Source organism: Saezia sanguinis, from assembly GCF_003991585.1.
GTDB lineage: Bacteria > Pseudomonadota > Gammaproteobacteria > Burkholderiales > Burkholderiaceae_C > Saezia > Saezia sanguinis.
Genome location: NZ_PQSP01000003.1, coordinates 68,621 through 81,304, shown reverse-complemented (window position 1 = coordinate 81,304; position 12,684 = coordinate 68,621). Strand labels below are relative to the sequence as shown.

Sequence of the window (12,684 nt, the reverse complement as noted above, 5' to 3'; positions counted from 1 at the left end):
CATGTGGGCACGTATCTGGATTCTGGTCATTAAAGAACTGCAGCAGTTGTGGCGCAGCCCGCAAAGCCGCCAGTTACTGATCATGCCGGTGCTGATGCAGTTGCTGGTGTTTCCGTTTGCAATGACGCTGGAAGTGAAAAACAGCACACTGGGCATTTATAACGAAGACCGTGGGGCCGCATCGGTGGAGCTGATTCAGCGGCTGAGTGCGGCCAGCGCTTTTCCCAAAGTGCTGATGATTTATGACGAAACCACGCTGCAACAGGCCATTGACACCCAGCAGGTGGCATTGGTGATCAGGTTTCCGCAGGATTTTTCGCGCAAGATTGCAACCGGTCAGCCAGCGCAGATACAGGCGCTGATTGACGGCAGACGATCCAACAGCGCGCAGATTGCTTTCAGCTATGCGCAGGATATTGTGCAGAGTTATGCGCAGGAGGTTTCGCCGCAAAAACCGCTGGCCACACTGGCGGTGCGTTACGCCTACAACCCGAACCTGGAATACCAGTGGTTTGTGCTCTCCAGTCTCGTGGCGATTCTGTCTACGGTGGGGGCGTTGATTGTGACGGCGCTGTCGTTGGCGCGTGAGCGGGAAGAGGGCACGTTTGACCAGTTACTGGTCACACCGTTGACCACCGGCTACATCATGATGGGCAAAATCATCCCCGGTATTCTGGTGGGTATGGGGCAGGGGCTTGTCGGTGCATTGTGTGCCGTGGTTTTTTACCAGGTGCCTATGAGCGGCAACTGGTTGTTGCTGGTGCTGGCCATGTTCTGTTATGCGCTGGCACTGGTCGGAGTCGGGCTGTTTATTTCGTCATTTTGTGCCACGCAGCAGCAGGCGTTTCTGGGGGTGTTCTGCTTCATGGTGCCATCTATTACCCTATCCGGTTTCTTTGCGCCTACTGATAACATGCCGCCGATTTTGTACGCCATCAGCCAGTGCAATCCTCTGACGTATTTCATTCAGGCATCTCAAGGTATTTTTCTGAAATATTTCACTTTCGCACAGGTCTGGCCGCTGCTGTGGCCGATGGTGCTGATTTCCGGCGTAACGCTGAGCGCGGCGTATGCGCTGTTTTACCGTAAAACAGCGACCTGACAGCCTCCGGTTTCCGGTGGATGTTCAGTGTAAAAGCCAGTCGGCATAAAACGCAATGAATTCTCGCGGAACGGAATAGATATCGCGCCATTCGACATAGTTGGGGCTGTAGCCCTGTACATCGGCAAAGCCTGCGCGCCTGACCAGCATGGCGCTGCGCAGAACATGAAAATACTGTGACACGACAATCACGCTGGAAAAGTGGTATTGGGATTGCAGTGCCTTAAGATTCTGAGCGGTTGCCAGCGTGTTGTTGCCGAGGTTGTCGACAATGATTTTGTCGGCAGGGACGCCTTGCGCAAGCAGGTAGTCGCGCATTTTGTCGCCCTCGTAATGCCCTTCTTTGCCCAGTCCGCCACTGACCACAAGGTATTCAACCAGTCCGCGCTGGTACAGCTCGTAACCGGCGGCAAGTCGTTGTTCCAGGCGCTCGGACAGGGTACCGTCGACATTGACTTTGTTGCCTAAAATCACTGCGGCATCAGCAGGGTGGGTGGGCTGGCGGGTGCCGACATAAATGCTGTAGCCGGTATGGACAATGAACCACAGCCCTGCAAGCAGAATAAAACAGAGGCTAAATTTTACCCAGCGGGCACGCATACGTACAAAACAGGCCATGGCAGATAAATGGACGGGGTTGTTGCAATGATCGTAATCTCAGGCGCTTATTTTAATGGCCTTTGGTGTCACGGGCAGTGAATATACGACTGCCCCATGCGATATGCAGGGAAGAATAGAACGGAAGAAAATTTTTTTTGAAAAAGGCATAATGACATTGTCATGACAACAGAAGAACAACAGCCATCTCCTCTGGAGCCACCAAAAGGCTGGGAGGACAAAATCCGGGCAACACCGCCGCTGGTGCGGTGGCTGTTTCGCGGGCTGGCGGTGCTGTTTCTGGTGCTGGCTGGTATCGGCGTGATTCTGCCCGGCATGCCGACAACGGTGTTTGTGCTGCTGGCTGCCTGGGCGGCTGCGCGCAGCTCACCCGAATTGCTGCGCTGGCTGTACCGGCACCGCCTGTTCGGGCCGATTCTCTATAACTGGCACCATGGCCGCACAGTCAGTCGCAAGGCCAAATGGACTGCCGCCATCACCATGCTGATCTGCGGTGTGATTATTTTTATATTTGTTTCCAACATCTGGATCGCCCTGATTCCCTGTGTCATCATGGCCTGTGTGCTGACCTGGCTGTGGAGCAGGCCCGAGCCGGATTCCGTTGCACCAGCAGGTGATGCCGCTGCCGTGCAGGGAAATCATACGGACGATAAGCCATAGCAGATGCCGCCCGTGCGTTAAACGTGTGTCATCAAGCAGTCGTGTCGTTTGGCTGGTCTGCTTGTTTTTGCTGTTGCGCATGGACGGCGGTTTCCTGATTCACCAGATGGCGCAAGGCGCTCAGCAAAGGGTGCGCATCCATGTACTTCTGCCCGTAGGATAGGTTGAAGTTGTAATCAATGCTTGGCGAGTATTGCCCCTGGTTGTGCTGAATCAGCGTTTCGAGCTTATCCAATCCTTTGACCAGCCGTGCCTCATGTGAGGAGGCATGTTCATATTCATCCCACAACGCCAGCAGTTCCTGTTGCTGCGGTTCAGACAACCCGTCCATCAATGTTTGCAGGTCGTTGCGTTCCTGAAAGGATTTGCTGTTCTGAGTATCTTGTGCGGTTGCAGGAATATCACCGTGAATGGCTTCGCCCAGATCATGAATCACGCACATTTTGAGCATTTTCAGGAGATCGGCATCTTTGAATTCGTCTGCAAACAGCATGGTCATCAGGCACAGACGCCAGGTGTGTTCAGCCACACTTTCAGTTCGTCCCTGGGAGGTAAAGGCGCAGCGCAATGTATTTTTGAGGTTTTCTGCGCGCTTGATAAATTCCAGGGAATTGCGCAAGGTTGGGTTGTTCATAAATAGTGGGTTTAACAGGTCAGGAGTTATTTGAGTGGATTTTGTGTATGCGGTTAACCATGTTTGGAATGGGAGGTTTGCATTCTTTATCGGGCTGTCACAGGGGTAAAAAACCAATTGAAAAATCAGGTTAACCATTTTTTCTTTTATAAAACATAAGGTTAACCCAAAGGGTTTACCCTTATTGAGAGAGTAGGCACTTTCACATAAAGTGTGCATGTTGTAGAAATTTTACAGGAATCCTGCGGATGATTTTGGCGCAAAGGTTTCCTCTGTCATATGCGATGAACAGGATGGGCTGACCTGCCGTTTGACAGGCAGATCACCGGAAGTACATATGGTCCCTTCAAAATCATAGTGGGCGGCGGAGTATCAAGATGGCGAAAGTATCACTTCAAGGTATTAAGAAGCAGTTCGGTGATACCGTCACCATTTCGGATTTATATCTGGATGTGCGGGAAGGCGAGTTGTTGACGCTGCTGGGCCCGAGTGGCTGCGGCAAAACCACCGTTTTGCGTTTGATTGCCGGTTTTACCGAGCCTACGCAGGGGCAGATATTCATTGGCGGCGTTGATGTCACCAAGGTACCGGTGCAAAAGCGCGGAACCGGGATGGTGTTTCAGCGTTATGCATTGTTCCCTCACATGACCGTGGAGGAAAACGTTGCATTCGGACTGCAAATGCATGGCGTACCGGTTTCCGAGCGTGAAAAGCGCGTGCACAGCGTTTTGGACATGATGCGCATGGTTTCCCTGAAAAGCCGTTATCCAAGGCAACTGTCCGGGGGGCAGCAACAGCGGGTGGCGATTGCCCGTGCTCTGGCGATTGAACCCAAGGTCTTTTTGCTGGACGAGCCGTTGTCCAACCTGGATGCCAAGCTCAGGCTTGAGGTTCGCGAGGAAATTCGCGAATTGCAGCAGCGTTTGGGGTTGACCACTATTTTTGTGACGCACGATCAGGCAGAGGCTCTGGCAATTGCGGACCGGGTGGCGATCATGCATGAAGGAAAAGTACAGCAGTTAGGAGCCCCGGAGGATTTGTATGGTCAGCCAGCGAATCTGTTTGTGGCAGATTTCCTGGGCAAGATGAATTTTTTTGCAGGCAGGATGGACGGTACGCACCAGTTTTTGTGCCAAGGCGGCGCACGCATTGCGGTCACGCAGCCGGTCAAAGATGCAATCAGCCTGGGTGTGCGGCCGGAGCGGATGGTGTTGCAGCGGGAGGCTTCAGGGCATGAAAACTGTTTGCCGGGAAAGGTGGAGTCGGTGGTATACCAGGGCTCGCAGTTGGATGTGTTTGTACGCTTGAACCAGGGAGAAGACATCTGTGTGCAGATCGTCAATACGGAGCAGGTTCAGCAGGATGAGCCGATGGTGCCGGGTATGCCGGTGTATGCCTGCTTTCAGGCCGGTGATGGTGTGCTGTTTGCGCAGTAACAGGTTTTAAGACAAAGGAGTGGTGAAAAGCAGCGAGGCTTTTCTATTGCAGAAAACACAGTATTTGATAACCCCCTAATGATAAATTGAGAAAACAGGATGAGCAATATAACACTTGGACTCAAGGTTGACGAAGCATTGCGTGACCGCTTGAAAACCGCCGCACAACGGATGAACTGTTCTCCCCATGCACTGCATAAACGCGCGTTGCTGGCTTATGTGGAGCAAATTGAAAGCGGTTTGTCGCCCGAGGAGATTGACCGCCTGAGCCGTTACAGCAAAGATGCTGCGCATGAAGACCATCTGGATACGCCGCAGCCGTTTCTTGAGTTTGCCTGCGATGTGCAGTCGCAGTCGGTATTGCGCGAAGCAATCACCTCCGCTTACCGCCGCAATGAGTCCGAGTGTGTCATGACGCTTTTGGAGCAGGCGAAAATGCCTGAGGAAGAAAAGATTCATGCGCTGGCTAAAAAGCTCACGGAAACCCTGCGTCACAAAAAATCATCCGGTGCGGTTGAAGGACTGATTCAGGAGTATTCTTTGTCCACCCACGAAGGGGTGGCTTTGATGTGTCTGGCTGAAGCGCTGCTGCGCATTCCTGACAAAGCCACGCGTGATGCCTTGATTCGTGACAAGATTGCCAAGGGGGATTGGAAGTCACACTCCAAAGGTTCTCCATCGGTGTTTGTCAATGCGGCTACCTGGGGGCTGATGCTCACCGGCAAACTGGTGGCGGTGAACAGTGAGAAGAGTCTGTCCAGCGCTTTGACCAAAATCATCAGCAAAGGCGGAGAACCGTTGATTCGCCAGGGCGTGAACATGGCCATGCGCATGATGGGGGAACAGTTTGTCACCGGGCAGACCATTGCCGAAGCGATTGTGAACAACCGCAAAATGGAGGCCAAAGGCTTCACCTATTCTTACGATATGCTGGGCGAGGCGGCCACAACGGCGGAAGATGCCGCGCATTACCATGCGTTGTATGTGCAGTCGATCCATGCCATCGGGCGGGCCAATGCCGGTAAAGGCATTTACGAAGGTTCCGGCATTTCAATCAAGTTGTCTGCACTGCATCCCCGTTATACCCGTGGCCAGCGGGAACGTGTGGTGACCGAGCTTTACCAACGGGTCAAAGACCTGACCCTGCTGGCACGCAGTTACGACATTGGTATCAACATTGATGCCGAAGAGGCAGACCGGCTGGATCTTTCGCTGGACCTGCTGGAAATGCTGTGCAATGCGCCGGAGCTTGCAGGCTGGAACGGCATTGGTTTTGTGGTGCAGGCCTACCAGAAGCGTGCGCCATATGTGCTGGATTATCTGATTGACCTGGCCAAGCGCACACACCACCGGCTGATGATTCGCCTGGTGAAAGGCGCTTATTGGGACAGCGAAATTAAACGCGCCCAGGTGGATGGGCTGGAGGGTTATCCGGTCTATACGCGCAAGGTGTACACCGATATCTGTTACCTCGCGTGCGCACGCAAGCTGCTGGAAGTGCCGCAGCATGTGTATCCGCAGTTTGCCACGCACAATGCGCGCACACTGGCGTCTATCTACCACCTGGCAGGTTCCAATTACTATAAAGGCCAGTATGAGTTCCAGGGCCTGTATGGCATGGGTGAATCGCTTTATGCGCAGGTTGTGGGCCCGGTGGAGCAGGACAAGCTGAACCGTCCGTGCCGCCTGTATGCGCCGGTGGGCAGTTATGAAACACTGCTGCCATACCTGGTGCGCCGTCTGCTGGAAAACGGCTCCAATTCATCATTTGTGAACCTGATTGGCGACCGTTCCGTGCCGGTGGAAGACTTGATTGTGGATCCGGTTCATGTTGCAGAGCAGATCAGCCCACTGGGGGCGCCGCACGCCAAAATACCGTTGCCGCGTGAGCTTTATGGGCCGGCAGACAGTGGCGCACGTGTCAATTCCATGGGGCTGGATCTGAGTAACGAAACCCGCCTGAGTTCACTGTCTGCAGCACTGCTGGGTAGTGCTGCGCAGCAGTGGCAGTCGCATCCAATGCTGGGTGGCGATGGTTTTGTATGGGATAGCTCGAGGGTGGTGGATGTGCTGAACCCGGCGGATCGCCGGGACCGGGTGGGGCAGGCAATCAAGGCCACTGAAGAAGAGGTCAAACAGGCATTGCAGTACGCCATCAGTGCAACGCCGATCTGGCAATCCACCCCGGTGATTGAGCGTAGCCGTTGCCTGCGCCGTGCGGCCAACCTGATGGAAGAGCAGATGCAGACGCTGATGGGACTGATTGTGCGCGAGGCCGGCAAGAGCCTGCCCAATGCCATTGCTGAAGTGCGCGAGGCGATTGATTTTCTGCGCTACTACGCGGAGCAGGCCGAGCTTGAACTCAATACCGATAAAGCGCAGCCGCTGGGGCCGGTGCTGTGTATCAGCCCGTGGAACTTCCCGATGGCGATTTTCACTGGGCAGGTCGCTGCGGCACTGGCTGCGGGCAATCCGGTGATTGCCAAACCGGCCGATCAGACTACACTGATTGCCGCACAGGTGATCAGAATTTTGCGTGAAGCCGGTGTGCCCAGCGAAGTGGTGCAATTGGTGCCGGGGCGTGGCTCTGTGATTGGTGCGCTGCTGGTGGCAAGCCCGGAAATCCGTGCCATCATGTTTACCGGCTCTACCGAAGTGGCGCAGGGTATGAACCAGACACTGGCGCAGCGGCTGGATGACCAGGGGCGCACCATTCCGCTGATTGCGGAAACCGGCGGCCAGAATGCGATGATTGTCGATTCGTCCGCTTTGGCTGAACAGGTGGTTTATGACGTGCTGGGTTCCGCTTTTGACTCTGCTGGCCAGCGTTGTTCGGCATTGCGTATTCTGTGCATTCAGGACGATGTGGCCGACCGTATTCTGAAGCTGCTCAAAGGGGCGATGCAGGAATTGAAGGTCAACAACCCGGACCGCCTTTCAACCGATGTCGGCCCGGTCATCGACAAAGGGGCGCAGAAAGTCATCCTGGACCATATCGAGGCCATGCGCGAAGCCGGCTACAAGGTGTACCAGACGGAAGCCGATCCGCAATGCGAACACGGCACTTTTGTACCGCCGACACTGATTGAAATTGATCACCTTGGTGCGCTCAAGCGCGAGGTGTTCGGTCCGGTACTGCATGTCATGCGCTATGAGCGGGATCACCTCGATGATGTGCTGCAGCAGATCAACGCGACAGGCTATGGCCTGACGTTTGGCGTGCATACCCGCATTGATGAAACCATCCAGCATGTGACCTCTTGTGTTCATGTGGGTAATATCTATGTGAACCGCAATGTGATTGGCGCAATTGTCGGTGTGCAGCCTTTCGGTGGAGAAGGGTTGTCCGGCACCGGGCCTAAAGCTGGCGGGCCGTTGTACCTGCATCGCCTGGTGAAGCCTTTTTCCAAAGATCTGCCCCAATGGGCACAACCGCAGCCGCAGTGGCCGGTGGTAATGACGCTGCCGGGCCCCACCGGTGAGAGCAATACCTACAAACTGAAGCCACGCGGCAAGGTGTTGTGTGTGGCGCAGACCGAAACAGGAGCCAAGGCCCAGTGGGACGCGGTGCATAAAACCGGCTGTCAGGCCGTGTTTGTTGATAATGAACGCGTACGTTCCTGGTTGCAGGCTGAGCATCCTGAACAAAAATCACCGGTCCGGTTTATTCAGGCGTCTGATATAGGCACTGCCGAGATTGATTCTGTTTTGTTTGAAGGCGAAGCTGATGCACTGATGGTACTGAATCAGCGCATTGCAGAACGTACCGGCCCGATCCTGACCGTGCAGGGGCTGACGACAGAAGCACTGGCCGCCGGTGAAGCGTATGCGCTGGAGCGCCTGCTGGAAGAAGTCAGCACCAGCGTGAATACCGCCGCTGCAGGAGGGAACGCCAGCCTGATGACAATTGGTTAAAAACGGTATTTTGATGCAGAAGTAAAGCCAGCCCGGTTTATGCCGGGCTGGTTTTTCATTTTTATATCAGTGATGATGCGATCTGAATGAATAAAGAAGTTACTGTACAACGGATTTTGCGGATGCTGGCGGTTGCAGGAGAGCTTGTGTTCATCGCGGTTGTGCTCATACTCCAGGCATTGCAGCCTGAGTACGATGCCATTGCCCAACCAATGAGCGAGCTGGCCTTGGGCATTCATGGGCAGTACATGCTGCTGGCGTTCACGGCGCTGGCAATGACGGTTGCTGCTGCCGCATTCATGGTGCGGTCTTATGCTCCGGGTTTATTCTGGCTGCTTTTTGTTGCAGCCTGGTGTTTTTTAGCGGCTGGTCTGGTGACCTTGCAGGCATCCATCTGGATACATTTGCTGTGCGTGGGGGCTGCTTTTGTTTTATGTGGTAGCTGCATGTATTTTTTACCCCGCTATGTATATCGGTCACGTACGCAGGCCTATCTGGTTTCCTGGGGTTTGCTGGTCTGGATGGCGCTTTCCATTGCGCTGGTTGGAAGTGTTTTGCCCGCAGGTATTGCACAAAGGCTGGCTGCTCTTGGTTTATTGATCTGGCTGTTGTGGCTGGTTGGCTGTGTACGGTATTTACCCGGCAGATAAGAAAGGCAGGCAGAGCAAATGCGATGGGCTTGTGGCAAACCTGATGAGATTGAACGCGGTAAAATGGAACACTTGATTTTTTGCATAAAGATGGAATTATGACAACCTTGGGTACCCCTTTATCGCCTGGTGCGACGCGTGTAATGTTGTTAGGCTCGGGTGAGCTGGGAAAAGAAGTGCTGATTGCACTGCAACGCCTGGGGGTGGAAACGATTGCGGTGGACCGGTATGACCATGCGCCGGGGCAGCAGGTGGCGCATCACAGCCGCACCATTGCGATGAATGATGCCGAGCAGCTACGCCGCCTGATCGAACAGGAAAAGCCGCATCTGGTGGTACCTGAAATTGAGGCCATTGCCACCGCCGTGTTGCAGGATCTGGAAGCCAAGGGTGCTGTGCGTGTGGTGCCCACTGCCCGTGCGGCACGCCTGACGATGGACCGCGAAGGCATTCGCCGTCTGGCGGCTGAAACGCTGGGTCTGCCAACAAGCCCTTATCGGTTTTGTGATTCCTTGGATGAGCTTAAAACAGCAATTGAGTCCCATGGCGTGGGGTATCCGTGCATTGTCAAGCCGGTGATGAGCAGTTCCGGCAAAGGGCAGAGCCGGATTGACAGCGCAGCCGATATTGAGCGGGCCTGGCAATACGCGATGGAAGGCGGACGGGTGCAGAGTGGGCGCATCATTGTGGAAGGATTTGTCGATTTTGACTACGAAATCACGCTGCTGACGGTACGCTGGCGCGATGTGCAGGGCCAGGTGCAGACATCTTTTTGTGCACCCATCGGGCATTTGCAGAAAAACGGCGATTACGTGGAAAGCTGGCAGCCGCATCCGATGTCGCCTGCGGCTTTGCGCAAAGCGCAGGAAATTGCCCATGCCATTACCGATAATCTGGGGCAGGGGCTGGACGGGCAGCCTGATGGGCTGGGTATTTATGGTGTGGAGTTGTTTGTCAAGGGTGATCAGGTCTGGTTCAGCGAAGTGAGCCCACGGCCGCATGATACTGGCATGGTTACCATGATTACCCAGTGGCAGAGCGAGTTTGAACTGCACGCACGCGCGATTTTAGGGTTGCCGGTTAATACGGAATTGCGCAATACAGGAGCCAGTGCTGTGATTTATGGCGGGGTAGATGCCAAAGGGATTCAGTTTGACGGTGTTGAAAAAGCGCTGGCTGTGCCTCAGACCGAATTGCGCTTGTTCGGCAAACCGGAAAGTTTTACCAAACGCCGTATGGGCGTGGCGCTGGCGTATGCAGACAATGTGACCGAAGCTCGCGAAAAGGCGGTACTGGCGGCTTCGCTGGTGAAGCCGCGTACCTGAGGCCTATATGAAGCGTATATGAGCTTCATCAGGGTATCGTGAAGCGATGAATCTGCCTCCCGGATTTACAATGTGGATCTGTGGTTGTTTTGACTGGTGCTACTCTGTTTTTTCATTGACACAGGCTCTGACTCATTTAGGGAAAGCATATTGATGGACGCATCTCGCGCCAGATTTTTGAATTCGCACACATTGCCAGAAGATGCTGCTGCATCAGACATGCTGCAACCTGTTGTGGAACTGCCCACGCAGCGCCTGGTTGCCGGGCAACTGGTGCACGAGGGCGATATGCTGAGCAACGAGGTGCCGGTGGCTCTGGTGTTTAATGGCATTTCCCATGCGGTGATGATGGCCACACCGCAGGACCTGCCGGCATTGGCACTTGGTTTTTCGCTCAGCGAGGGGATTTTAGGCGCAGCCGATGAGTGTTATGGCATTGAAGTGGTTGCGATGGATGCGCAGACTGCAACCAACGGCCTGACAGCGGCTTTTGAAGTGCGGCTGGAAATTGCTTCGCGCCGTTTTGCGACCCTAAAGGAGCGTCGCCGTTTTCTGTCCGGCCGTACCGGGTGTGGCGTGTGTGGTGTGGAAAGCCTGGCTTCTTTTGAACTGGATGCACCCCGGGTTGCCAGGCCATCATGGAGCGATGCATTAAATGTGACACCGCTGGCGCACGCGTTTGAACAACTGCCTGCCCGTCAGGTACTGAACCAGCAGACAGGTTCCATGCATGCGGCCGGCTGGGTGTTGCCCGATGGAGAGCTGGTTCAGGTGATGGAGGATGTAGGCCGGCACAATGCACTGGATAAGTTGCTGGGCTGGCGGGCCATGTTGCCTGAAAAAGAGGCGGCTGAAGGTTTTGTGGTGATGACCAGCCGGGCCAGTTACGAGCTGATCCGCAAATGCGCGTATCGCAATGTTCCGGTGCTGGCTGCGATTTCTGCACCTACAGTGCTGGCCGTGCAGCTTGCCGGCCATACCGGGATGCGCCTTTTCGGGTTATGCCGCCAGGGGAAAGCCGTACAATACACCAATTAATTACATGTAATACCCTGGTTTGATAAAGGTGTGTTCGTCAGGGTCAATGCGGGTAAGCTGCCTGTTATGCCCAGATGGCATAAAATACACGTTAAAATAGACGGCAGGCGAACAGCTTGCAATTACGGAGAAGCACAAGATGGAATTCGACCTTCATCAAAAACCCATTACCTCAGATATCACAGAGTTTATTGACGAGCTCAGAAAAAAGGATCCGACGCTGGAACAGCGCCAGCAGGAAGGTCGTCTGCGTTTGTGGGATCATCCGATTGACCATCAGGAAGAAGCCGAGTTTGATAAGGCCAATGTCCCTCAGACGGCTTACGTCTATCAGGTCAAGGGCGAGTAAATTTCTTCCCTTAGCGTGAAAACGGCATCACTGCCGCTTGCGGGGCGGCGGAGTTTGTTTTCTGTTGTCTTTAATATTCAAACCACAGTGAATCTGCATGTCCGAACTGGAAAATGAGGCATTGCGAAATGACGAAGCCATGCTAGCTACGTCACACCCCGAAGTGATAGACACTGTGGCGGTTGCACGGCTGTACGGCGAACCGCTGTTCAAGCTGCCGCAGGATCTGTATATTCCACCTGAAGCGCTGGAAGTTTTTCTGGAGGCTTTTGAAGGTCCGCTGGATTTGCTGCTGTATCTGATTCGCAAACAGAATTTCAATATTCTGGATATCCCGATGGCGGATGTGACGAATCAGTATCTGCTGTATGTTGAACAGATCCGCAACACCAATCTGGAGCTCGCTGCTGAATACTTGTTGATGGCGGCAATGCTCATCGAGATCAAGTCGCGTATGCTGCTGCCGGTCAAACAAAGCGATGACGGGCAGGAGGCTGAAGATCCCCGGGCGGAACTGGTGCGCCGCCTGCTGGAGTATGAGCGGATCAAGCTGGCCGCTGCCCGGCTGGATGAACTGCCGCAGCTTGGGCGTGATTTTCTCAAAGCGCATGTCTATGTTGAGCAGAGCATGGAAGTGCGCTTTCCTGACGTGAGCGTGGATGAGCTGCGCCAGGCCTGGGCCGATGTGCTTAAACGGGCCAAGCTGGTTCAAAAGCATACCATTACGCGCGAAGAATTGTCTGTGCGTGAGCATATGAGCATGGTGCTCAGAACCTTGCAGGGGCGGCGCTTTGTGGCATTTGAAGAGCTGTTTGATACTGCGCGTGGTGTCGGGGTGGTTGTGGTAACGTTCATTGCGCTGCTGGAACTGGCGCGTGAGATGCTGGTTGAGGTTACCCAGGCGCAGGCTTATGCGCCGATTTATGTGCGGCTGGCCTATCAGCCCAACTAGCAGCC

At 54.3% G+C, this 12,684-nt stretch carries 11 protein-coding genes; 9 read left to right on the top strand and 2 right to left on the bottom strand.

The genetic code is table 11. The features are described 5' to 3' along the window. Position 1: 1 nt before the first annotated feature. Positions 2-1,102: an ABC transporter permease gene (locus CUZ56_RS07460; protein WP_126979763.1), complete on the top strand. Its 1,101-nt coding sequence runs from the start codon at positions 2-4 to the stop codon at positions 1,100-1,102. A 24-nt stretch (positions 1,103-1,126) separates the two neighbouring features. Here the strand turns inward: CUZ56_RS07460 and CUZ56_RS07455 are convergent, their stop codons facing one another. Beyond that, complete coding sequence (locus tag CUZ56_RS07455) at positions 1,127-1,720, bottom strand: YdcF family protein (RefSeq protein WP_126979762.1); 594 nt, start codon at positions 1,718-1,720, stop codon at positions 1,127-1,129. A 162-nt stretch (positions 1,721-1,882) separates the two neighbouring features. Between CUZ56_RS07455 and CUZ56_RS07450 the strand changes: the two genes are divergently transcribed. Continuing rightward, positions 1,883-2,380, top strand: coding sequence for a YbaN family protein (locus CUZ56_RS07450; RefSeq protein WP_126979761.1), 498 nt, complete (start codon positions 1,883-1,885; stop codon positions 2,378-2,380). 31 nt (positions 2,381-2,411) lie between these two features. On the opposite strand, the gene CUZ56_RS07445 is transcribed toward CUZ56_RS07450, so the two are convergent. Further along, positions 2,412-3,014, bottom strand: coding sequence for an HD domain-containing protein (locus tag CUZ56_RS07445; protein ID WP_126979760.1), 603 nt, complete (start codon positions 3,012-3,014; stop codon positions 2,412-2,414). A 377-nt stretch (positions 3,015-3,391) separates the two neighbouring features. Between CUZ56_RS07445 and CUZ56_RS07440 the strand changes: the two genes are divergently transcribed. The 7 genes from CUZ56_RS07440 to CUZ56_RS07410 all read left to right on the top strand — a co-directional run bounded on the left by CUZ56_RS07440 (position 3,392) and on the right by CUZ56_RS07410 (position 12,679). Continuing rightward, positions 3,392-4,450, top strand: coding sequence for an ABC transporter ATP-binding protein (locus CUZ56_RS07440; RefSeq protein ID WP_126979759.1), 1,059 nt, complete (start codon positions 3,392-3,394; stop codon positions 4,448-4,450). 99 nt (positions 4,451-4,549) lie between these two features. Continuing rightward, positions 4,550-8,365, top strand: coding sequence for a trifunctional transcriptional regulator/proline dehydrogenase/L-glutamate gamma-semialdehyde dehydrogenase (gene putA, locus CUZ56_RS07435; RefSeq protein ID WP_126979758.1), 3,816 nt, complete (start codon positions 4,550-4,552; stop codon positions 8,363-8,365). An 86-nt stretch (positions 8,366-8,451) separates the two neighbouring features. Further along, entirely contained in the window at positions 8,452-9,015 is a 564-nt protein-coding gene (locus tag CUZ56_RS07430) for a DUF998 domain-containing protein (protein WP_126979757.1), read from the top strand. 98 nt (positions 9,016-9,113) lie between these two features. After that, on the top strand, positions 9,114-10,340 hold the full coding sequence (gene purT, locus CUZ56_RS07425) for a formate-dependent phosphoribosylglycinamide formyltransferase (protein WP_126979756.1): 1,227 nt from the start codon (positions 9,114-9,116) through the stop codon (positions 10,338-10,340). 153 nt (positions 10,341-10,493) lie between these two features. Continuing rightward, positions 10,494-11,378: a formate dehydrogenase accessory sulfurtransferase FdhD gene (gene fdhD, locus CUZ56_RS07420; protein ID WP_126979755.1), complete on the top strand. Its 885-nt coding sequence runs from the start codon at positions 10,494-10,496 to the stop codon at positions 11,376-11,378. A gap of 139 nt (positions 11,379-11,517) precedes the next feature. Further along, the gene (locus CUZ56_RS07415) at positions 11,518-11,727 is read left to right on the top strand and encodes a DUF3460 family protein (protein ID WP_126979754.1); all 210 of its coding nucleotides are present in this window, start codon (positions 11,518-11,520) and stop codon (positions 11,725-11,727) included. Positions 11,728-11,824: 97 nt separating this feature from the next. Then, the gene (locus tag CUZ56_RS07410) at positions 11,825-12,679 is read left to right on the top strand and encodes a segregation and condensation protein A (protein ID WP_126979753.1); all 855 of its coding nucleotides are present in this window, start codon (positions 11,825-11,827) and stop codon (positions 12,677-12,679) included. The last annotated feature ends 5 nt before the right edge of the window (positions 12,680-12,684 follow it).

Excerpts from the sequence above, each read along its gene's own strand:
- fdhD (WP_126979755.1), top strand. The coding sequence starts at position 10,494 with ATGGACGCATCTCGCGCCAGATTTTTGAATTCGCACACATTGCCAGAA.
- CUZ56_RS07410 (WP_126979753.1), top strand. The coding sequence starts at position 11,825 with ATGTCCGAACTGGAAAATGAGGCATTGCGAAATGACGAAGCCATGCTA.
- CUZ56_RS07455 (WP_126979762.1), bottom strand. The coding sequence starts at position 1,720 with ATGGCCTGTTTTGTACGTATGCGTGCCCGCTGGGTAAAATTTAGCCTC.
- CUZ56_RS07445 (WP_126979760.1), bottom strand. The coding sequence starts at position 3,014 with ATGAACAACCCAACCTTGCGCAATTCCCTGGAATTTATCAAGCGCGCA.
- CUZ56_RS07440 (WP_126979759.1), top strand. The coding sequence starts at position 3,392 with ATGGCGAAAGTATCACTTCAAGGTATTAAGAAGCAGTTCGGTGATACC.
- purT (WP_126979756.1), top strand. The coding sequence starts at position 9,114 with ATGACAACCTTGGGTACCCCTTTATCGCCTGGTGCGACGCGTGTAATG.
- CUZ56_RS07450 (WP_126979761.1), top strand. The coding sequence starts at position 1,883 with ATGACAACAGAAGAACAACAGCCATCTCCTCTGGAGCCACCAAAAGGC.
- putA (WP_126979758.1), top strand. The coding sequence starts at position 4,550 with ATGAGCAATATAACACTTGGACTCAAGGTTGACGAAGCATTGCGTGAC.
- CUZ56_RS07460 (WP_126979763.1), top strand. The coding sequence starts at position 2 with ATGTGGGCACGTATCTGGATTCTGGTCATTAAAGAACTGCAGCAGTTG.
- CUZ56_RS07415 (WP_126979754.1), top strand. The coding sequence starts at position 11,518 with ATGGAATTCGACCTTCATCAAAAACCCATTACCTCAGATATCACAGAG.
- CUZ56_RS07430 (WP_126979757.1), top strand. The coding sequence starts at position 8,452 with ATGAATAAAGAAGTTACTGTACAACGGATTTTGCGGATGCTGGCGGTT.